Origin of the sequence: Streptomyces sp. NPDC096105 (assembly GCF_044763335.1) — a bacterium.
Lineage (GTDB): Bacteria > Actinomycetota > Actinomycetes > Streptomycetales > Streptomycetaceae > Streptomyces.
The window spans coordinates 208,365-228,938 of sequence record NZ_JBIWGC010000010.1; the positions used below are offsets into that span (position 1 = coordinate 208,365).

Here is a 20,574-nt window from a genome sequence, read left to right on the forward strand (position 1 = left end):
CGGCACCCCTCCACGACGGGTGCCGGCGCCGCCGTCGCGTGTTCCCAACGCGATCTGGTTTCCGTGGCAGGGTGGAGCGGGCAAGCCTCAGGGGGCCAACAGAAGAGGGGGAACCGTGATCGTCTGGATCAACGGGGCGTACGGTGCGGGGAAGACCTCCACCGCGCGCGAACTGATCGAGCTGATCCCGAACAGCACGCTCTTCGACCCCGAGGTCATCGGCGGAGCGCTGGACCGACTGCTCCCGCCCAAGCACCTCGCCGGGGTCGGCGACTTCCAGGACCTCCCGATCTGGCGACGCCTCGTGATCGACACCGCGGCCGCGATGCTCGCCGAGCTCGGCGGGACCCTGGTGGTCCCCATGACCCTGCTGCGCCAGGAGTACCGTGACGAGATCTTCGGCGGCCTCGCCGCCCGCCGCATACCGGTCCGGCACGTCCTGCTCGCCCCGGCCGAAACGATCCTGCGGGAGCGGATAGCCGGCCGGGAGGTCCCGGAGGACCTCCCCGACGGGGAGATACGCGTCCGGCAGTGGTCGTACGACCGCATCGAGCCGTTCAAGGCGGCGCTCGCCGCCTGGCTGACCGCCGACGCCTACCCGATCGACAGCGGCTGCCTCACCCCGCGCGACACCGCCCGCCGCATCGCCGAGGCGGTCGGCAGCGGAGAGGTGCCCGCCTGCGACATCGTGCAGACGCCCGAGCCCACGGCGGAGACCGTCGCGGCGGGCGTGCTGCTCTTCGACGAGCAGGACCGCGTGCTGCTCGTCGACCCGACCTACAAGGCCGGCTGGGAGTTCCCCGGCGGGATCGTCGAACGCGGGGAGGCTCCGGCGCGGGCCGGCATGCGGGAGGTCGCCGAGGAGACCGGCATACGTCTCGACGACGTGCCGGCCCTCCTGGTCGTCGACTGGGAGCCGCCCGCGCCCCCGGCCTTCGGCGGACTGCGGCTGCTGTTCGACGGCGGCCGCCTCGACTCCGCGGACGCCGGACGCATGCTGCTGCCCGGCCCCGAACTGCGCGCCTGGCGCTTCGCCTCCGAGGCCGAGGCGGCGCATCTGCTGCCTCCGGTCCGCTACGAGCGCCTGCGCCGGGCGCTGCGGGCGCGCGAGCGCGGGCGGGCGATGTATCTGGAGGGCGGAGTGCCGGTGGGATGAGGGGACTTACGGCCTCGGGGCCGTAGGTTCCCCGCTGTGCACGGCCCGCGGCTCGCGTGCCGTGCGGTCCGCCCGCGGCGCGGGCGGCCACGTGGGCGGCCCCGGTGGCCGGCGTCGGCGTGGCGCTGTGCCGCGTCTGTTGTCCTCGGCGCGGTGCGGGCCGCATGGGGGCGATGGTTCCCGCGAGGCGGGGCGGCTGCTCGTGGCTGGGGCGGGGCGGCGCGACCGACGGCGCCGAGTCCGTCACCGGGGCGACGGGCGCCCGCGCGGGCGGCTGCGGTGGCCGGCGGCCCGCCGGGGCGCGTCCGGCGTCGCCCGTGGCCTGCCTGCCGCGTCCGTCCGCACCGGGTCGTCACGGCCGAAGCGTCACAAGGCGGGCGAGATGTCGAAGCGTCACAAGGCGGGTGAGATGACGTCCACCGCAGGGCAGAGCCCCCGTCCGGGGACGGAGGCTCTGCGTCGGCGCAGGGCGCCGGTCAGTCGGCGTCGGACGCGTAGTTGCGCAGGAACAGCGCCTCGGCGACCGACAGCCGCTCCAGCTCGTCCGGCGACACGCTCTCGTTCACCGCGTGGATCTGCGCCTCCGGCTCGCTCAGCCCGATCAGCAGGATCTCCGCCTTCGGGTAGAGGGCGGCGAGCGTGTTGCACAACGGGATCGAGCCGCCCTGGCCGGCGTACTGCATCTCCTGGCCGGGGTACGCGACCGCCATCGCGTCCGCCATGGCCTGGTAGGCCGGGCTGGCCGGGTCGGCGCGGAACGCCTGCCCCTGGCCGATCCGCTCGGTGGTCACCCGCGCGCCCCACGGCGTGTGCGACTCCACGTGCGCGCGCAGCAGTTCGGTCGCCTTCGCCGCGTCCACGCCCGGCGGCACCCGCAGGCTGACCAGCGCCCGCGCGCTCGCCTGCACGGACGGCGTGGCGCCCACCACCGGCGGGCAGTCGATGCCGAGCACGGTGACCGCGGGGCGGGCCCAGATGCGGTCGGCGACCGTGCCGGAGCCGATCAGCTCCACCCCGTCCAGCACCTTGGCGTCCTCACGGAACTGCTCCTCCTCGTACTGGATGCCCTGCCAGGCGCTGTCGCCGGTCAGCCCGTCCACGGTCGTGCTGCCGTCCTCGGCGCGCAGCGAGTCCAGCACCCGCACCAGCGCGGCCAGCGCGTCGGGCGCGGCCCCGCCGAACTGACCGGAGTGCAGGTTGCCCGCGAGGGTGTCGATCCGCACCCGCACCAGCGTCATGCCGCGCAGCGTGGTGGTGACGGTCGGCAGACCGGCGCGGAAGTTGCCGGCGTCGCCGATGACGATGGCGTCCGCGGTGAGCAGGTCCGGGTGCTCCTCGGCGTACCGCTCGAGACCGCCGGTGCCCTGCTCCTCCGAACCCTCCACGATGATCTTGACGTGGACCGGCACGCCGCCGTTCGCCTTCAGGGCGCGCAGCGCCAGCAGGTGCATGATGACCCCGCCCTTGCAGTCGGCGGCGCCGCGCCCGTACCAGCGGCCGTCGCGCTCGGTCAGCTCGAACGGCGGGGTGGCCCAGCCGGCCTCGTCCAGCGGCGGCTGCACGTCGTAGTGCGCGTACAGCAGTACGGTCTTCGCGCCCTCCGGGCCGGGCAGGCAGCCGTAGACCGACTGGGTGCCGTCCGGGGTGTCGAGCAGGGCGACGTCCTGGAAGCCCTCGGCGGTGAGCGCGCCGGCGATCCAGCGGGCGGCGCCCTCGCTCTCCTCGCGCGGGAACTGGTCGAAGTCCGCCACCGACTTGAAGGCCACCAGCTCGGTGAGCTCCTCCTTCGCCCTGGGCATCAGTGAGGCGACGGTCGCGGCGACCGGATTCGACGACATGGGCACGCTCCTTGTAGGTGCGACGTTGTGCACGTGCGTACTTCGCGGTACGCGATGATCGTGTGGTGTGCGTGAGTGACCCATGTAAGGGACACTCACGTCGCCGATCCTCCCACAGCGGACCGTGACGGCCGCCGCCGTAGGATGCGGGAGGACAGCAGCGGCAGGCGGCGTGATCGGAGCAGCGGACCATCGTGAGCAGCGAGAACTCTTCGGCGGACGACGTGCGGCAGGTATGGGACGTCGTCGTGGTGGGCGCGGGACCCGCGGGGGCGTCGGCGGCCTACGCGGCGGCGGTCGCGGGGCGGCGCGTGCTGCTGCTGGAGAAGGCGGAGCTGCCCCGCTACAAAACCTGCGGCGGCGGCATCATCGGCCCGTCGCGCGACGCGCTGCCGCCCGGTTTCGAGCTGCCGCTCAAGGACCGGGTGCACGCCGTGACGTTCTCCAGCAACGGCCGCTTCGCCCGCACCCGCCGCTCCCGGCAGATGCTCTTCGGGCTCGTCAACCGGCCCGAGTTCGACCAGCAGCTCGTCGAGCACGCGCAGAAGGCCGGCGCCGAACTGCGCACCGGCGTCGCCGTGCAGCGCGTGGAGCAGCACGGCTCGGCCGTGCCGGACCGGCGCACGGTCGCCGTCTTCCTCCAGGGCGGCGAGACGGTCCTCGCGCGGGCCGTGGTCGGCGCCGACGGCAGCGCCGGCCGGATAGGGGCGCATGTCGGGGTCAAGCTGGACCAGGTCGACCTGGGCCTGGAGGCGGAGATCCCGGTGCCGGAGACGGTCGCCGAGGACTGGAAGGGCCGGGTGCTCATCGACTGGGGCCCCCTGCCCGGCAGTTACGGCTGGGTCTTCCCCAAGGGCGACACCCTGACCGTGGGCGTCATCTCGCGGCGCGGTGAAGGCGCCGCCACCAAGCGCTACTTGGAGGACTTCATCGCCCGGCTCGGCCTCGCGGGCTTCGAACCGGCGATCTCCTCCGGGCATCTGACGCGCTGCCGGGCCGACGACTCCCCGCTGTCCCGCGGCCGGGTGCTGGTCTGCGGGGACGCGGCCGGGATGCTGGAGCCGTGGACCCGTGAGGGCATCTCCTTCGCGCTGCGCTCCGGCCGGCTGGCGGGGGAGTGGGCGGTGCGGGTCGCCGAGGCGCACGACGCCGTGGACGCGCGCCGGCAGGCCCTCAACTACGCGTTCGCCGTGAAGGCCGGGCTCGGCGTGGAGATGAGCGTCGGCAAGCGGATGCTGGCGGCGTTCGAGCAGCGGCCGGGCGTCTTCCACGCGGTCCTGACCGGCTTCCGCCCGGCCTGGAAGGCGTTCAAGGACATCACGCGGGGTTCGACGACACTCGGCGAACTGGTCCGCAGCCACCCGATGGCCCACCGCGCCCTGCTGGCGCTGGACCGGCGTTCCGCGGACGGCGGCGACGTCAGCCCCGGACAGTGATCCGGAAGACCGGGTGGTCGGGGGCCGCCGCCAGGATCTCCTCGTCGGAGGACCTGGCGGTGACCCCCTTGAAGTACTGGTTGACCTCCCAGCCCCACTTCTCCAGGTAGGTGCGCAGCACCGGCGGCTTCTCCTCGTCGGGGACCTCCACCGCCGTGAACGTGCGTACCTTGCGGCCCACGCGCAGTTCACCCCCGCCGGCGACCCGCATGTTGCGCACCCACTGGGAGTGTCCGCGCGCCGAGACCAGGTACTGCTGCCCCGTGTGGCTGTGCGGGTTGACCGGGACGCGCTGCATCTGCCCGCTCCTGCGGCCGCGGACGGACAGCTCCGCGGTGCCGGCGAGGCTGACGCCGTGCCGGGCGAGCCAGCCGACGATCCGGTTGAACCGGGCGGCGACGGGACCGGCGGTGAAGTAGTACGGCGTGGACGACGGCATCGGGACCTCCGGGAAACGAGGGTGAGAGCACCGCTCTTTTTTGTGAGCACTGCTCTCGTTCGACTTCAGTGTGCCCGGCTCCGCGCGCCGCCGCAAGAGCGGTGCTCTCGTTTGTGTGCAACGCTCTGTTCTCATGGAACACTGAAGGCATGACGAGCACCGCACACGGCGCCCGCGCGCGGGCCAGGACCGAGATCACCGCCGCCATCAAGGAGGAGGCGCGCCGACGCCTCGCCGGGCAGGGCGCCGCCGAGCTGTCCCTGCGGGCCGTGGCCAGGACCCTCGGCATGGCGTCCTCCGCGATCTACCGCTACTTCCCCAGCCGTGACGACCTGCTGACCGCGCTCATCGTCGACGCCTACGACTCCCTGGGCGAGGCTGCCGAAACGGCCGCCGAGGCCTCCGCGGACGCCGCCCCGGGGGAGCGCTGGACCGCCGTGTGCGAGGCCGTCCGCGGCTGGGCGCTGGCGCATCCGCACGAGTACGCGTTGATCTACGGCTCGCCCGTGCCCGGCTACGCCGCGCCGGCCACCACCGTCCCGGCCGCCTCCCGCGTCGGCTTCGCCCTCATCGGCGTCGTCCGCGACGCCCACCGGGCCGGGGAGCTCGACGTCCGGGCCCTCCCGGCGGACCTGGAGGCAGAGGCCGCGCGCATGGTGTCGGACTTCGTCCCCGGCCTGCCTCCCGCGGCGGCGCCGGCCTGTGTGGCCGTCTGGGCACAACTGCTCGGTCTGATCGGCTTCGAGGTGTTCGGCCAGTTCACCGGGGTCGTGGAGGAACGGGACGCGTTCTTCCGCCACACGGTCGGCGGTCTCGCCCGCACGGTGGGACTGCGGCCCGCCGACGCCCCTTAGGCTGCCTCCGCGTCCCGGCCGGGCGTACTTCCCCGGCGGTACGAGTCATCACGCCGTCCGGCCGAATCCCTCCTGGTGTGCCTCGGGGCCGGAGAGCCGTACGGGCCCGTGTTCCTGACCGTCGCCGTGGCCTGTTCCGCCGCCGCCCTCCCGGAGCGGCGGTACGCGCGGCCCGGGCGGCGGGGACGCTGTGGGCCGGGTACCTGCTGATCGCCCGCGTCCCCTGCCGCGGGCTGCCCCCTTCCGACGGCGGCGCGGGTTCCTGGACCGAGGAGGACGCGGCCCGGCCGACGAGGAGACCGCCCCGGCGCCCGGCGGTGAGCCCGCTCACCGCCACGGCCCACGTCAGCCGCACCACGGCCGAGCCGGGCGCCCGCGACCGCCCCGGCCGGCCGCCCCGGCCTACGAGCCGGTGCGGCCGGTCCGGACCGTCTGCCGGAAGCGCACCAGGACGGACACGGTACGGACGGCGAACAGCGCCCCCGCGACCACGGCGCCCCCGCGCACCAGCACGCTCTCCGCCGTTCCCGGCAGCGCGAACAGCAGGGCCGGACCCGCCATCGCGCCGAAGACCACGGCCGCCGCGAACGCCGCACTGCACAGCGCGTACCCGATCTCGACGGTGATCGCGTCCCGCTCGGCCTGGCCGCGGCGGCCGCCCCCGCCCGCCGTACGTCCCCCGTTGTCACGCATGCCGGAAGTCAAACAGGCGTGCGGCCGGTGGACAAGCGCCCACGAGCGGGGACGTCGCGGCCCCTCAGACGACGGCGGACGTCTCCCGCCACAGCGCCGCGAGCGACGCGTCGCCCGCCACCGACGGCAGCGGCAGCCGGTTCCACAGGGCGAGATACAGCTCGGCGGCGGGCCCGGACACCTCGCACTCGGCGTCCCCGGCCGCGTCCCGCGTGGTCACGGGCGGCTCCGGGGACAGCCGTACGGTCCACACCGCGTCCGTGTCGGTGGCGCGTACCCGCAGCACGCGCGGCTCCGGGGTGCGGACCCGGCTCCTGGGGCGGGCGTGGAAGCCGCGCAGCAGTTCGTCGACGCCGTCCACCGCGAAGTCCGTGGCGACCGGCGCCGGGTCGCCGCCGCGCGCCGCCTCCGCGTCGTAGCGGTGCACGGCCGTCTCGTGGGCCTGGCGGCGCGCCCAGAAGCCGAGCGCGGATTCCGCGCCGGGCAGGAAGGTGAAGCACTCCACGTCCGGCTTCGCCGAGCGGAGGGTGTCGAGCAGGGTGCGGTGGCAGGCGCGGTACCAGGCGACCAGCTCGGCGCCGTCCAGGTCCGGGTGATCCCCGATCGGGCGAGGCGTCGCGCACGCGTCCGCGACGAAGGCCGCCGCCCACCGGTGCACCGCGCCGGTGTGCCGCAACAGGTCCCGCAGCCGCCAGTCAGGGCAGGCGGGGACGGGGGAGTCCGTCCCCGCCTGCTCCGCGGCCCGGGCCAGCAGCCGGCCCTCGTCCTCCAGGATTCCCAGGTACCAGGCAGTCTCCATGGCCGGGAGTCTGCCCCACGGAGGGCCGGCGCCATGCGTGCTTTCCGCCGGGCCCTACGGCAGCGGGGTCCCGCCCGTCGCGTTCACGATCTCGGCGGTGATGTACGACGCCTCCTGCGAGGCGAGGAACACGTACGCCGGGGCCATCTCCGCCGGCTGGGCCGGACGTCCGATCGGGGCCTGCTTGCCGAACTCCGCGGTGTCCGGCAGCGTGGCCGGGATCAACGGCGTCCACACCGGGCCCGGCGCCACGGCGTTGACCCGGATGCCCCGCTCGATCAGCATCTGCGCCAGCCCCTGGGTGAACGTGACGATGGCGCCCTTGGTGGTCGCGTAGTCCAGCAGATGCGGACTCGGCTTGTACGCCTGCACGGAGGCCGAGTTGATGATGCAGCCGCCCTCCCGCATGTGCGGCACGGCCATCTTGCACAGCCAGAACATGCCGTAGAGGTTGGTCCGCACCACCCGGTCGAACTGCTCGGTGGTGATCGCCTCGATGCCGTCCGGCTGGGACATCTGGTACGCGGCGTTGTTCACCAGGATGTCGATGCCGCCGAACTCGGAGACCGCCCGGTCGATCAGCGCCCGGCAGTTCTCCTCCTCCCGGATGTCGCAGGAGACGGCCACGGCACGCCGGCCAGCCTCCTCCACCCACCGCGCGGTCTCGGCCGCCTCGTCCTTCTCGCTGTCCAGGTGGGTGAAGAGCACGTCGGCCCCCTCGCGGGCGAACGCCAGGGCGACCGCGCGGCCGATGCCGGAGTCCCCGCCCGTGATCACGGCCGTGCGGCCGGTCAGCCGTCCGCTGCCCCGGTAGGAGTCCTCACCGTGGTCCGGCGGCGGGTCCATGGGACCGGTCCAGCCCGGGTGCGGCTGGTCCTGGGCGGGGAAGTCGGGGGTGGGGTGCTGGTCGACGGGGTTCTGCTGTTCGCTCACGTTCTCTCCCGGGTCCGCACGGTGGTCACTTGCGGCGTCCACCGGGCGGAGGACCGGCGGACGCCGACGACCGGGTACCCCGAGACCGCCCGGCGATCCACGCCGGACGCTCAGTCCGTCCGGACGTTCCGGGTCACGAACCCGATGGTGGTGGCCACCGCCGCCAGCACCGCCACGCTGGTGAGGGCGGCCGGGAGGCTGTACCAGTCGGCCATGAAGCCGATCGCGGGCGGACCGAGCAGCATCCCGCCGTAGCCCAGCGTGGAGGCGGTCGCCACCCCGCTCGGACCCGCCAGCGCACCGGCCCGCTCCACGGCCACGGGGAAGAGGTTGGCGAGACCCAGCCCGGTGACGGCGTACCCCAGCAGCGCGGCCCACAGGGACGGGGCGAGCGCGCCGAGCAGCATGCCGGCCGCCGCGGTGGAGCCGCCCACCAGGATCGTGCGGGTCCGGCCCAGCCGCTCCAGCAGCGTGGTGCCGCTCAGCCGGCCGATCGTCATGGCGAGCGCGAAACACAGGTAGCCGACGGCCGCCGCACCCGGTGAGGCGTCGAGGTCCTGTTCGAGATGGAGCGCACCCCAGTCGGCCAGCGCCCCCTCGCCGTAGGCGGTGCACAGCGCGATGAGCCCGAAGACGACCACCAGGGCCCTGGTGCGCCGGTCCCGCCGGGGCGCGGCGCCCTCGGCGGGCCGCCCCCCGTCCGCCGGGGTCAGCGGCTCGCACCGCATCAGCGCCCGCCCCGCGACCGCCGTCGCCAGCAGCGCGACCACGGCGAGCCCGGTGAGGTGCCGGGCCGGTGACAGGGAACCGGCGACCAGGGCACCCAGCCCCGCGCCGATCATGCCGCCCAGGCTGAACGCGGCGTGGAAGCTGGGCATGACGGGCCGCCGCAGCGCGGCCACCAGGTCGACGGCCGCGCTGTTGAAGGCGACGTTGATCCCGCCGTAGGCCGCGCCGAACACCAGCAGCACGGCGCCGAGCGCGACCGCGGAGTGGGTCAGCGGCGGCAGGGCCACGCTGATGCTCAGCAGCACCGCGCAGACCACGGTGACCAGGTGGCTGCCGTACCGGCGGCACAGCCGGCCGGTCAGCGTCATGGTGATCACGGCCCCCGCGGACACGCCGAGCAGCGCGAGTCCGAGGGCGCTCGCGGACGCCCCGGTCTGCTCCTTGAGGGCGGGGATGCGCACGACCCAGCCGGCGAAGACGAAACCGTCCAGGGCGAAGAAGGCGGTCAGGGCGAATCGGAGTCGGACGAGGTCGGTACCCGGCACGGCACTGTGCGAACGGGTTTTGTTTATCAGCGGCACAAAAGCAGGCTAGGCGGCGTCACGGTGCGGCGGCAAGATGCCGCCGCGTACGGCGGAAGTGAGCCGGCGCACGGCCGGAGGGGTGGGGGAGTTAACCCGTGTGATGGTCCCGGATGGTGGGGGCGCGCGACATGACTGAGCGTGGATCACGCCGGAGCCCGGGAGATCCGTGCTGGCGTGGAGTCAGCTGCCCGGCCTCCAGTGGAAGGACTCTTCAGATGCGCTCTGCCCGCATGGTGCTCGCCGCCGCGACGGCCACGGCGGCTCTCGCCATCGCCGCGCCCGCGGCCTACGCCGACCACGGTGACGACGGCGGCCACGACAAGTCTTCCTACAGCAAGGAGCACGACGAGGAAAGCAAGCAGGACGAGGAGAGCAAGCAGGACGAGGGCGGCAAGTACGACGAGGAGAGCAAGCAGGACGAGGGCGGCAAGTACGACGAGGAGGGCAAGCACGACGAGGGCGGCAAGTACGACGAGGAGGGCAAGCACGACGAGGGCGGCAAGTACGACGAGGAGAGCAAGCACGACGAGGGCGGCAAGTACGACAAGGGCGGCAAGCACGACAAGCCGCGCGGTGGCGTCCACACGGGCGGCGGCGCCCTGTCCGCGGTGAACGCGGACGACTGGGGCACCGCCAAGGACCCGAAGTACGACCCCGAGACCTACAAGGACAAGAAGGAGGACTCGCAGGGCGAGGACTCCTGGAGCGGCAAGCAGGACAAGGAGGGGAAGCACGAGAAGCCGCGCGGCGGCGTGCACACCGGCGGCGGCGGTCTCGCCTCGGAGCCCGGTGTCACGGCGGGCGGCCTGGCCGCGCTCGCGGTCCTCGGCACCGGCGCCTACGCGCTGCGCCGTAAGAAGGTCTCCGGGGACATGGCCTGAGCCATGCCCGGGGTCATAGCGGCCGGGGCCGTCCCCGGCGCCCCGCGCGTCACGACGGCCCCGCCCGCTCCCACCCGAATCCTCCCTGAAGCCCCCCGCCGCGCCCGAATGAGGTGGTCCCCCCGATGCCGGCCAGTCCCCCCACTCCCGTAGAACCCGACCAGGCGTCCCTGACGAGGCGCAGGGTGCGCTCCGTCATGACCGCGGTCTTCTGGGGCGGGGCCGGCCTGCTGCTGGCCACCACGCTGATGGGCGGCGGCGAGGACCCGTCCGACGACGCCCACGGACCGCACACCACCCGCGCGGTCTCCACGGCGCCCTCGGCCGGCACGTCCGCCGGGCCGGCCGAGGGCGGGGCCGCCACCACGCCGGCGTCGCCCGGTGAGCAGTCCGCCGCCAAGCACCTGCCGCGCTCCGCGCCGACCCGGCTGGTCATCCCCTCCATCGGCGTCGACGCTCCCTTCACCGCGCTCGACCTCGACAGCAAGGGACAGCTCGAACCGCCCCCCGCGGACGACACCAACCTCGTCGGCTGGTACGCCAAGGGCGTCTCCCCGGGCGAACCGGGCACCGCGATCATCGCCGGGCACGTGGACACCAAGACCTCCGCCGCCGTCTTCGCACGGCTCAGCGAGCTGGAGAAGGGCGACCGCTTCCGGGTGCAGCGCGCCGACGGCACCAGGGCCACGTTCGTCGTCGACGAGGCGGAGTCCTTCGACAAGGACGCCTTCCCCGACGAGCGGGTCTACGCCGACACCCCCGACGCACAGGTCCGGCTCATCACCTGTGCCGGCGCCTACGACCGCGCCGCCAAGGACTACACCGAGAACCTGGTGGTCTTCGCCCGCCTCATGTGAGGACGACGCACCCGAGCACGGCGGCCCCGCACGAAGAACGGCTGCCCGGAAGGGGAGGGACCTTCCGGGCAGCCGGCTCTGTCACGCCGCGGAGCACTCCGCGCCGTTCAGCAGGAACGCCGTGGGGTTCGTGTTCGTCCCGGACCGTGTGCCGGTGAAGCCCAGGGAGACCGAAGCCGACGGCGGGATCGTCGCGGTGTACGGGGCCGCCGCGACGCTCACCTCCGCACCGCTCTGCGTCACCGTCCCGCCCCACAGGTTGGTGATCCGCTGGCCGGCCGGGAAGGTCCAGCGCAGCGTCCACCCCTCGACCGCCGTGCTCCCGGTGTTGCGCACGGTGACCTCGCCCTGGAAACCGCCGGGCCACTCGCCCGTCACCCGGTACGCGACCGCGCAGGAGCCCGTCGCCGGACCGGACGTGGTGGTGACGGTCACCGCCGCGGAGCGCGCCGAGCGGTTGCCGGCCGCGTCCCGGGCGTAGACGGCGAAGGTGTACGCCGTGTCCGGCGCGAGACCGGTGACGGTGGCCGTGGTGCCGGTCGCCGAGGCGACCACGGTCTCCTGGCCACCGGTGACCCGCACGACGTCGTAACCGGTCACCCCGACCGCGTCGGTGGCGGCGCCCCAGGTGAGGGTCACGGAGGAGGAGCTCACCGCCGAGGCCGCGGGCGCGCCCGGGGCGGTCGGCGCCGTGGTGTCCTTGCCCGGGCCGCCCCGGTAGACCGCGGCCTCCTCGGACGTGGCCGCGATGCCGTCCGGGCCGTCGAAGAGGCGCTGTCCCCAGCCGGTCATCCGGTCCGGGTCGAAGTTCTCGACCATGTCCAGGTACTCGACCCCGCCGCCGTTGCCGCTCCACGACCAGCCCAGGTAGCCGATGCCGAGCTGCCGGGTGACCGACAGGATGGCGTCCTCGTCCGGGTTGCCGTCGGAGTGGTCGTGTCCGAACTCACCCACCACGATGGGCAGTCTCGCGGCGACGAAGCGGCCCAGGTAGTCGCTCACCTCGGCGGCGGTGTCGAAGACGCCGTACATGTGGATGGAGAACACCGTGTTGGCGTCCGGGTCGGCGGCGAGCACCGAGGCGGCGTTGTCGCGCATGGTGAACGCCCAGTCCTGGCCCCAGTTGGGGGCGTCGACCATCAGCGTGTGGTCGAACCCGGCCGCCCGCAGCTTCTGGACCGCCGCCTTGGTGTCGGCGGTCCAGCGCGTGTAATCGGTGTTGCCGTGCGGCTCGTTGCCGATGTTGACGATGACGTGGTCCTCCTGGCCGACGAGCGCGTCCCGGACCTCGATCCAGTAGTCGGCGGCGCGGGACAGCGTCACCGCTCCGCTCTGCTCGCCGTATCCGGTGGTGTCGTGCACCTCCAGGACACAGATCAGCCGGTTCCGCTTGCACTGCGCGACGACGTTCGCCACGTCGGCGGTGTCGTTCCGGGTCCACCGGTCGCCGCTGGACAGCACCACGCGCACGGTGTTGGCGCCCTTGGCCTTGATGTGGTCCAGCGCGTCGAGCCGGTCGGCGTACCAGGTGTGGGCGTGGTTGACGCCGCGCATCACGAAGTCGTTGCCGGACGCCTCGAGAAGCCGTCCGTTCTCCACCCGGAACCCGGTGGGCGCCGCGTGGGCCGGGGTGGTCGGGACGAGCAGCGTCAGGAGCAGCCCCGCGAGCGCCGCGAGGAGCGCGGCGGCCCGGGGGACGGTGCGGTCGGTGGTTCTCATGGCGGCTCCAGGGGAGAGGTGGGTGAGGGGGGTTTCCGCGTCGGCGGTGAGCCGGAGTCAGCTGGCGGGCGAGGCCGCGCAGTCGGCGGTGGCGGCGGGGGCGGCCGATGCCGCCGTGGTGGTGGCGATGATCCCGAACGCCGTGCTCGCGCCGGGGGCCAGAGCGCCGTTCCAGCCCGCGTCGGCGACGGTGGCCGTGCCGTCGGCGGTCGTCGTCAGGGCGCCGTTCCAGACCTGGGTGACCCGGGCGCCGTCGGCCGGCCGCAGCGTCACCGTCCAGCCCCGGACGGGTGCGGCGGAGGTGTTCCGTACGGTCACCTCGGCCTGGTAGCCGCCCTGCCAGACGGAGACGGACCGGAACGACGCCGTGCAGGTGAGGGCGGGATCATCCGGGTCACCGGGGTCGTCCGGGTCCTCGGGGCCGCCGGGGACGCCGTCCAACTGCGCGGCGAGGGCGGGGAACCAGCGGGCGGCGATCTTCTCGTCCCCGGCCGCGTCGGGGTGCACGCCGTCGTAGGTGTCGGTGGCCGTGTCGAAGCCCGTCCACTGGTCCACCACGACCACCGGCGAGCGGCTGGTGCTCGCGGCGGCGGCCCAGGCGGGGATACGGGCGTTCAGGTCGACCACCCGCTGCGCGCAGGCGGCGCACGTGGCGGGGTTCATGGGGATCAGCTGGGCGACCAGGACGCGCATGTCCGGGTTGGACTCCCGCATCTGCGCCAGCAGCGTGGTGTAGGCGGCGAGGATGCGGCCGGGGGCGACGCCGCTCCAGACGTCGTTCGTGCCGAAGTGCATGACAACGATGTCCGGCCGGGTGGCTGCCAGCCGGGCCGGCAGCAGGCCCCGGTCGGCGACATGGGTGACCAGTTCCCCGCCGTGGCCCTCGTTGTCGCCGTCGTGCGCGACCCCGCAGCCCTGCGGGGGCAGGGTGCCGACGAAGTCGATGCCGGTGTGGCCGGCGTCCTGGAGCCGGTTCCACAGCAGGGCGCGCCAGCACCCCGGTGAGCCGGTGATGGAGTCGCCGAGCGGCATGATCCGCACCGGGGCGGCGGCTCGGCTCCCGCCCGAGGGGGAGGCGGCCGCCGCGGCCGGAGCGAGCAGGCCGAGCGGGAGGAGCAGGGCGGCCAGCAGGCCGAGCAGTGACCGTGTGGATGAGCGTGATAAGCGCAGGAGGCGGGTGTCGCGCATGGTGTCCCCTTCCCGGAGTGGAGGTGGGAGCGCTCCCATGCGGGCCATGAAGCCACCGTTGTCGGTTACGCGTCAAGAGGTGCGGCGCGGATCCGGCGCGTGACCTGCGGGGGAGACGGGGCGTCGGGCCGGGACGCCATGGGAGCCCCGGCCCGACACCGGCGAGTTCGACCGCCGTTCGACGGCTCAGGCGCTTCGGTCAGGTGCCGTCGTACGGCGGTGGGGCAGCGCCCTGCGGATCAACGGCCAGGCGAGCAGGAGCACCACGACCGCGTAGACGGTCACGGAGAACGGCGTGTTCACCAGACCGGTGACGCTGCCGTCGCTGATCTGCAGGGCTCGGCGCAGCTGCTGCTCGGCGGCCGGGCCGAGGATGACGCCGATGACGGCGGGCAGCACCGGCAGCCCGTAGCGCCGCATGCCGAACCCGATCAGGCCGATGACCAGCAGCAGCACCAGGTCGACCACCTCGCCGCCGACCGCGTACGCGCCCACCGCCGCGAAGAACATGATGCCGGCGTACAGGTACGGCCGCGGGATCCGCAGCAGCTTCGCCCACAGCGGTGCGAGCGGCAGGTTGAGGGCCAGCAGCAGCACCATGCCGACGAACAGCGAGGCGATCAGGCCCCACACCAGGTCGGGTTCACGCTCGAAGAGCAGCGGGCCCGGCTGGATGCCGTACTGCTGGAAGGCTGCCAGCATCACCGCCGCCACCGCCGTGGTCGGCAGGCCCAGCGTCAGCATCGACACCAGCGTGCCCGCCGCCGAGGCGGACGCCGCCGACTCCGGTCCTGCCACGCCCTCGATGGCGCCCTTGCCCCACTCGTCCTTGTGCTTCGACAGCCGCTTCTCCGTCACGTACGACAGGAACGTCGGGATCTCCGCGCCGCCCGCCGGGATCGCGCCGAACGGGAAGCCGATGAACGGGCCGCGCGCCCAGGACTTCCAGGTGCGCCGCAGATCCGCGCGGCCCAGCCACGGCCGGCCCACCGGGATCGGGTCCGGCGGCCGGCGCCGCAGATGGGCGGCCACCCACAGCGCTTCGCCGATCGCGAACAGCCCCACCGCGACGATCACCACGTCCACGCCGTCGGCGAGGTGCAGCGAATCGAAGGTCAGCCGCTGCTGCCCGGTCATCCGGTCCAGGCCCACCAGGCCGATCGTCAGACCGATCAGGAGCGAGGCCAGGCCCCGGATGCGCGACGCGCCGAGGACCGACGTCACGGCGATGAACGCCAGCACCATGATGGCGAAGTAGTCCGGTGCGCCGATGTCCACCGCCAGGGCGGCGACCGTCGGCGCGAGCGCGACCAGCAGCAGCGTGCCCACCATGCCGCCCGCGAAGTGGCCGACGGCGGCGGCCGCGAGGGCCTGGGCGCCCCGCCCCGACTTCGCCATCGGGTTGCCCTCCATCGCGGCGACCACGGCGGCGCTCTCCCCGGGCGTGTTCAGCAGGATCGAGGTCGTCGAACCGCCGAACATCGCGCCGTAGTAGATGCCGGCGAACATGATGAACGCGCCGGTCGGGTCGAGCCCGTACGTCACCGGCAGCAGCAGGGCCACCGCCATCGCCGGGCCGATGCCCGGCAGCACGCCGATCGCCGTGCCGAGCAGCACGCCCACCGCGGCCCACAGCAGGTTGAGCGGCGTGAGGGCCGTGCCGAAGCCGTCCAGCAGGGAGTTGAGGGTGTTCATGTCACAGCACTCCCATCAGCGGACCGCCGGGCAGCGGCACTCCGAGCAGCTTGTCGAACAGGGCGTAAGCGACCAGCGAGAGCACCGCCGCGATCAGCGGGTCGCGGTCCGCCCTGCGGCTGCCGAGCGCGTAGGCGGCGCCCCAGAACAGCAGGGCCCCCGCGGCGGGGAAGCCGAGCGGTTCGATGAGGACGGCGGAGCCGAGGAACACGCCGGAGAGCAGCAGGACCGTGCGCCAGTCGGCCGGTTCGGTCAGGTCGACGTCCTCGCCCGTCTCCGCCTGGCCCCGGCCGCCGCGCAGTACGTCCACGGCGAGGAGGGCGGCGACGAGGAGCAGGGCGGCGCCGACGACGACGGGAACCGTCTTCGGCCCGACCGGGCCGCGCTGGGTGAGGTCGACGTCCATGGTGAGGGCGTCGGTGAGGACGAGCCCGCCGAGGGCGAGGAGCAGGGCGCTGACGCCCAGTTCGGAGTGGTCGCGGAGCCAGGAGCGGGCAGTCGTGCTCGGCGTCGGCTCAGGCTTCGGCGTGGGTGCAGGCGTGGGTGCAGGCGTGGGTGCAGGCGTGGGTGCCGGTGTGGTGCCGTCGGTGGTCACAGGCCGAGCTCCTTCAGTACGGAGACCACGCGTTCGTCCTCGGCGGCCAGGAAGGCGCCGAACTCGTCGCCGGTCAGGAACGCGTCGTCCCAGCCGTTGCGCTTCATGGACTCCTGCCACTCCTCCGAGTCGTGCAGGGCCTCCAACAGCCGGACGAGCTTGCCGCGTTCGGCGTCGGTGAGGCCGGGCGGGGCGACGACGCCCCGCCAGTTGGTGAACTCCACGTCGTAGCCCGACTCCTTGAGCGTGGGCGCGTCGAGGCCCGGCACCCGCTCCGGACCGGTCACCGCGAGCAGGCGCAGCTCGCCCGCCTCGATCTGGTCGCGGTACTCGCCGACCCCGGAGACGCCGAAGGCGACCTTGCGCCCGAGGATCGAGGCGAGCAGTTCGCCTCCGCCGTCGAAGGGGATGTAGTTGACGTCCTTCGGGGCGATCCCGGCGGCCTGCGCCATCAGCATCGGCGCGAGGTGGTCCGGGCCGCCGGGGGACGAACCGCCGCCCACGGGGAGCCGGCCGGGAGCGGCCCTCCAGGCTTCGACGAGATCGCCGATGGTCCGGTACGGGGAGTCCTTCGCGACCACCACCACGTCCTGCTCCTCGGTGAGCCGGGCGATGGGGGTGGTGTCCGCGAGGGTGCGCGGCGCGTGGTTGGAGCGGACGGCGCCGACCACACCCAGGCCCATCGACATGGCCAGCTTGCCGTTGCCGCGCTCGTTCACCAGGTGGGTGAGACCGACCGTGCCGCCGGCGCCGGGCAGGTTGAACACCTCGACGGAGCCGGTGAGTCCGGCGTCCTCCGCGTTCCTCGCGGCCGTGCGGGCGGTGATGTCGTAACCGCCGCCGGGCGTGTTGGGAACCATGAGGCGCAGGCCCGGGATGTGCGTGCCGCTCTCGGCGCCGCTGCCGGTCGTGAGCAGCGGTGGGCCCACGAGGACGAGCAGGGCGGCGCCGAGCAGGGCGAGGGGTGTGCGCAGACGCACGAATGCCACCACCTGTCGGTCGGATTCTGACGTGTGTTGTCCAAAGGCGCGTGACCCGGGGAGGGGGAGGGTGACGCGGGCCACATGGTGCCTGGGCGGGGGCGGACTGTCGCGGTTACGGAAGCAATGGAGGTTGTGGTCGTTGTGTCAGCGGGACGGGCGTGGTCGTGCAGGTCTCCCGCAGGTCTTCCGCAGCGCTCTTTGCCTGGTCGGGGACGGGGGTCATGATGGCGGTATGCGAGACGGGGAGGGAGCGGCCGACACCGTCGGGGTGCTCGTGGTGGACGACGACTTCCGGGTGGCGCGGGTGCACCGGGCGTACGTCGAGCGCGTCGACGCCTTCCGGGTGGTGGGTGTCGCCGGCAGCGGGGAGCAGGCTCTGCGTGCTGTCGAGGAGCTGCGTCCCGATCTGGTCCTGCTCGATCTGTATCTGCCCGACGTGTTCGGGCTCGATGTCATCCCGCGGCTGCGGACCGCCGGGCACGACTGCGACGTCATGGTCGTCAGCGCCGCGCGCGAGACGGACGCGGTGCGCGGCGCGGTGCGGCACGGCGTCGTCGACTACCTCCTCAAGCCCTTCGACTTCGAGGACCTGCGGGGGCGGCTGGAGCGGTACGCGGTGCAGCGGGGGCTGCTGCGCGACACGGTGGTGCGCGGGCAGGCGGACGTCGACCGGGTGCTGGCGGGGGCGGCGATGCCCGTCGCGTCCGCGCTGCCCAAGGGGATGAGCGCGGAGACCGCCGGGCTGGTCGAACGGACGTTGAGGGAGGCGGAGGGGAGCCTGTCGGCGAGCGAGTGCGCGAGGCTCACGGGGGTGTCCCGGGTCAGCGCGCGGCGGTATCTGGAGCACTTCCACGCGGTGGGCGCGGCCGAGGTGTCGTTGCGGTACGGGGCGACCGGGCGGCCTGAGCGGCGGTACCGGTTCGTGGGGGCGGGGGGCGAGGCCGACTCCGGAGGGCGTGGAGTCGCCTCTGGGACGAGCGGGGTGGCCGCCGGGCGGCGCGGGGTTGTCTCCCGGGGGAGCGGGGCCTAGGGTCGGGCGTTGGAAAGCGCTTTCTCCCTCTTCCTTCCCGCGCTGTCGCGTGCCCTTCCCGCTGAGGAGCGCCGTATGACCTCGTCCTCCGTCCGCCGCCGGGTGGCCGTCGTCGGCACCGGTGCCGTCGTCAGCGGCGGACATCTTCCCGCGCTGGAGGCCCACGCCGACCGCGTCGAACTCGTCGCCGCCGTCGACGTCGACCCCGGCCGGCTCGGCGCCTTCCGCGCGGAGGCCGGGGAGCGGGTCGCCGGGTTCACCTCGACGGAGGCGATGCTGGACGCCGTACGGCCGGATCTCGTGCTCATCGGCACGCCGCCGTCGCTGCACCGCGAACAGACCGTGGCCGCGCTGAAGGCGGGGGCCTGGGTGCTGTGCGAGAAGCCGTTGTGTCTGTCGCTCGCCGAGTACGACGAGATCGCGGCTGCGGAGGCCGCGTCCGGGGCCTACGCGTCTGTGATCCTCCAGCACCGGTACGGCAGCGGCGCTGTGCACGCACGGGAGCTGATACGGGGTGGGGAGCTGGGCGCCCCGTTGGTCGCGCATTGTCAGACCACCTGGCACCGGGAGGCCGCGTACTACTCCGCGCCCTGGCGCGGGCGGTGGGCCACCGAGGGCGGCGGGCCGACCGTGGGGCACGGGATCCATCAGTACGACCTGCTGCTGCATCTGCTCGGAGAGTGGGAGGAGGTGCAGGCGATGGCGGCGAGGCTGGTGCACGCCACCGAGAGCGAGGACGTCTCGACGGCGTTGACGCGTTTCCGCAGCGGGGCGTTGGCGACCGTCGTCAACAGCGTGCTGTCGCCGGACGAGGTGAGCCGGGTGCGGGTCGACTGCGCGGATGCGACGGTCGAGCTCACGCATCTGTACGGGCATGCGAACGGGGACTGGGTGTATACGCCCGCGCCGCACGTGGCGGAGGAGCGGGCCGCCGCGTGGCGTGATGTGGGGGAGGACGTGCCCAGTTCGCATACGGCGCAGATGGGGTTCGTGCTGGATGCGCTGGACGCCGGGGCACGGCCGCCCGGGAGCGGGCGGGAGGCGCGGGACACGCTGGAGTTCGCCGCGGCGCTGTACAAGGCGGCGTTCACGGGGCGGGCCGTGCGGGCCGGCGAGATCGGTCCCGGTGATCCGTTCTACGAAGCGATGCACGGAGGGCTCGGGGTGGCGTGGAGCGGGGCGGGGAGGGCGTGACGCTGCGGGTGGCGCACGCGCACCGGGACGCCGTGGGGGTGCGCGTGGGGCACGCCGGGAGGCCGGCCACCCCCGGCCCGCCCCGCGCCGGGTGCGGATGAACCCCGCCGTGCGGCCCACCCGACGCGCCCCGCGCCGAGGACACGGCCGCTGAGCGCCCGCCCGAGGGCGCCCGATGCCTCCGAGGTGTCAGCCGCGCCGCGGCCACCGAGGGTAGGACGCCGGGAACCGGGCCGAGGCGACCGCCAACGCGGTGGCCGCGGACGCGACCCCCAGCACCGCCCCCGCCGCCACATCCCCCGGATAGTGCACCCCCGTATGGATGCGGGAATACCCCACCGCCCCCGCCAGCGCCCCCAACGGCACCGACGCGGCGGGCAACACCGTCCCCACCGCCGTCGCGAAGGCGACCGCCGACGCCGTGTGCCCGGAGGGGAACGACGCCGACGTCGGCATCGGCACATGCCGGTCCACCGTCACCCGCGCCGCCTCCCGGTCCGGGCGGTTCCGCCGGACCAGCCGCTTGCCCAGCAGGTTCGCCGACGCGGACGCCACGGCCACGGCGCCGACCCCGGCGAGCGCCGCCCGGCGCGGGCGGGAGCCGGCCAGGGCCAGCGCGCCGGCGATGGCGAAGGAGATCTTGGAGTGGTCGGCCGTGTGGGAGAGCCGGCGCAGCGCGCGGTCGAGCGTCGGCGTCGGGGTCGCGGCGACCGCCGCGTACAGCGCACCGTCCACCGCTCTGAGATCGCTCAGCACGGCGGAGGCGACCCTGCGCAGTCCGTCGGCGGGCGGCACGGGTCCGGTGGGCGGACGGGCGTCGTTCCGGTCGGTGGTGGGCGGCTCGCTCATCTTTCTCTCCCGCGGTGACATCGTCTGGTGGTGTACCCGCACCGTGAGGCGGGATGCACGGGGTGCCCACGGTACGCATGGTCCGTGCGACGGGATCGCCCGCCCCGCCCGTGGGCGGTCCA

General features: G+C 73.9%; 19 protein-coding genes. 7 read left to right on the top strand and 12 right to left on the bottom strand.

Annotation, left to right across the window (positions count from 1 at the left end):
* Positions 1–115 precede the first annotated feature (115 nt).
* The gene (locus ACIQ8B_RS18590) at positions 116–1,156 is read left to right on the top strand and encodes an NUDIX hydrolase (protein WP_106415401.1); all 1,041 of its coding nucleotides are present in this window, start codon (positions 116–118) and stop codon (positions 1,154–1,156) included.
* Between the two features lie 476 nt (positions 1,157–1,632).
* On the opposite strand, the gene ACIQ8B_RS18595 is transcribed toward ACIQ8B_RS18590, so the two are convergent.
* A complete protein-coding gene (locus ACIQ8B_RS18595; RefSeq protein ID WP_290008780.1) occupies positions 1,633–2,994 on the bottom strand; it encodes a dipeptidase in 1,362 nt (453 codons plus the stop codon).
* A 194-nt stretch (positions 2,995–3,188) separates the two neighbouring features.
* Between ACIQ8B_RS18595 and ACIQ8B_RS18600 the strand changes: the two genes are divergently transcribed.
* The gene (locus ACIQ8B_RS18600) at positions 3,189–4,430 is read left to right on the top strand and encodes a geranylgeranyl reductase family protein (RefSeq protein WP_403548010.1); all 1,242 of its coding nucleotides are present in this window, start codon (positions 3,189–3,191) and stop codon (positions 4,428–4,430) included.
* On the opposite strand, the gene ACIQ8B_RS18605 is transcribed toward ACIQ8B_RS18600, so the two are convergent.
* Complete coding sequence (locus ACIQ8B_RS18605) at positions 4,414–4,869, bottom strand: nitroreductase family deazaflavin-dependent oxidoreductase (protein WP_403548012.1); 456 nt, start codon at positions 4,867–4,869, stop codon at positions 4,414–4,416. The genes ACIQ8B_RS18600 and ACIQ8B_RS18605 overlap by 17 nt on opposite strands.
* A gap of 149 nt (positions 4,870–5,018) precedes the next feature.
* Here ACIQ8B_RS18605 and ACIQ8B_RS18610 point away from each other — a divergent pair, with 149 nt between their 5' ends.
* On the top strand, positions 5,019–5,723 hold the full coding sequence (locus tag ACIQ8B_RS18610) for a TetR/AcrR family transcriptional regulator (protein WP_403548014.1): 705 nt from the start codon (positions 5,019–5,021) through the stop codon (positions 5,721–5,723).
* Between the two features lie 402 nt (positions 5,724–6,125).
* Here the strand turns inward: ACIQ8B_RS18610 and ACIQ8B_RS18615 are convergent, their stop codons facing one another.
* The 4 genes from ACIQ8B_RS18615 to ACIQ8B_RS18630 form a co-directional block, all read right to left on the bottom strand.
* On the bottom strand, positions 6,126–6,416 hold the full coding sequence (locus ACIQ8B_RS18615; protein ID WP_290008787.1) for a DUF6332 family protein: 291 nt from the start codon (positions 6,414–6,416) through the stop codon (positions 6,126–6,128).
* Between the two features lie 64 nt (positions 6,417–6,480).
* Positions 6,481–7,215, bottom strand: a complete 735-nt coding sequence (locus ACIQ8B_RS18620; RefSeq protein WP_403548016.1) for a maleylpyruvate isomerase family mycothiol-dependent enzyme — start codon at positions 7,213–7,215, stop codon at positions 6,481–6,483.
* 54 nt (positions 7,216–7,269) lie between these two features.
* Positions 7,270–8,148, bottom strand: coding sequence for an SDR family oxidoreductase (locus ACIQ8B_RS18625; RefSeq protein ID WP_106415408.1), 879 nt, complete (start codon positions 8,146–8,148; stop codon positions 7,270–7,272).
* 110 nt (positions 8,149–8,258) lie between these two features.
* Positions 8,259–9,422, bottom strand: a complete 1,164-nt coding sequence (locus ACIQ8B_RS18630; RefSeq protein WP_403548018.1) for an MFS transporter — start codon at positions 9,420–9,422, stop codon at positions 8,259–8,261.
* Between the two features lie 254 nt (positions 9,423–9,676).
* Here ACIQ8B_RS18630 and ACIQ8B_RS18635 point away from each other — a divergent pair, with 254 nt between their 5' ends.
* Both ACIQ8B_RS18635 and ACIQ8B_RS18640 read left to right on the top strand, forming a co-directional pair.
* Positions 9,677–10,342, top strand: coding sequence for a hypothetical protein (locus ACIQ8B_RS18635; protein WP_403548020.1), 666 nt, complete (start codon positions 9,677–9,679; stop codon positions 10,340–10,342).
* 197 nt (positions 10,343–10,539) lie between these two features.
* Positions 10,540–11,199, top strand: a complete 660-nt coding sequence (locus ACIQ8B_RS18640) for a class F sortase (protein WP_403548022.1) — start codon at positions 10,540–10,542, stop codon at positions 11,197–11,199.
* A gap of 81 nt (positions 11,200–11,280) precedes the next feature.
* On the opposite strand, the gene ACIQ8B_RS18645 is transcribed toward ACIQ8B_RS18640, so the two are convergent.
* The 5 genes from ACIQ8B_RS18645 to ACIQ8B_RS18665 form a co-directional block, all read right to left on the bottom strand.
* Positions 11,281–12,918 (bottom strand): cellulase family glycosylhydrolase, encoded by a 1,638-nt coding sequence (locus ACIQ8B_RS18645; protein ID WP_290008798.1) that lies wholly within the window; start codon positions 12,916–12,918, stop codon positions 11,281–11,283.
* Between the two features lie 57 nt (positions 12,919–12,975).
* Positions 12,976–14,106, bottom strand: coding sequence for a GDSL-type esterase/lipase family protein (locus tag ACIQ8B_RS18650; RefSeq protein WP_403548025.1), 1,131 nt, complete (start codon positions 14,104–14,106; stop codon positions 12,976–12,978).
* Positions 14,107–14,292: 186 nt separating this feature from the next.
* On the bottom strand, positions 14,293–15,801 hold the full coding sequence (locus ACIQ8B_RS18655) for a tripartite tricarboxylate transporter permease (RefSeq protein WP_403548027.1): 1,509 nt from the start codon (positions 15,799–15,801) through the stop codon (positions 14,293–14,295).
* A 1-nt stretch (position 15,802) separates the two neighbouring features.
* Positions 15,803–16,396: a tripartite tricarboxylate transporter TctB family protein gene (locus ACIQ8B_RS18660; protein WP_403548029.1), complete on the bottom strand. Its 594-nt coding sequence runs from the start codon at positions 16,394–16,396 to the stop codon at positions 15,803–15,805.
* Complete coding sequence (locus ACIQ8B_RS18665; protein ID WP_290008924.1) at positions 16,393–17,376, bottom strand: tripartite tricarboxylate transporter substrate binding protein; 984 nt, start codon at positions 17,374–17,376, stop codon at positions 16,393–16,395. Before ACIQ8B_RS18665 ends, ACIQ8B_RS18660 begins: the two co-directional genes overlap by 4 nt.
* A gap of 235 nt (positions 17,377–17,611) precedes the next feature.
* On the opposite strand from ACIQ8B_RS18665, the gene ACIQ8B_RS18670 reads away from it, so the two are divergent.
* Complete coding sequence (locus tag ACIQ8B_RS18670; protein WP_403548031.1) at positions 17,612–18,409, top strand: response regulator; 798 nt, start codon at positions 17,612–17,614, stop codon at positions 18,407–18,409.
* A 75-nt stretch (positions 18,410–18,484) separates the two neighbouring features.
* Positions 18,485–19,603, top strand: coding sequence for a Gfo/Idh/MocA family protein (locus ACIQ8B_RS18675; RefSeq protein WP_403548033.1), 1,119 nt, complete (start codon positions 18,485–18,487; stop codon positions 19,601–19,603).
* A 189-nt stretch (positions 19,604–19,792) separates the two neighbouring features.
* On the opposite strand, the gene ACIQ8B_RS18680 is transcribed toward ACIQ8B_RS18675, so the two are convergent.
* Complete coding sequence (locus tag ACIQ8B_RS18680; protein WP_290008809.1) at positions 19,793–20,452, bottom strand: phosphatase PAP2 family protein; 660 nt, start codon at positions 20,450–20,452, stop codon at positions 19,793–19,795.
* Positions 20,453–20,574 lie beyond the last annotated feature (122 nt).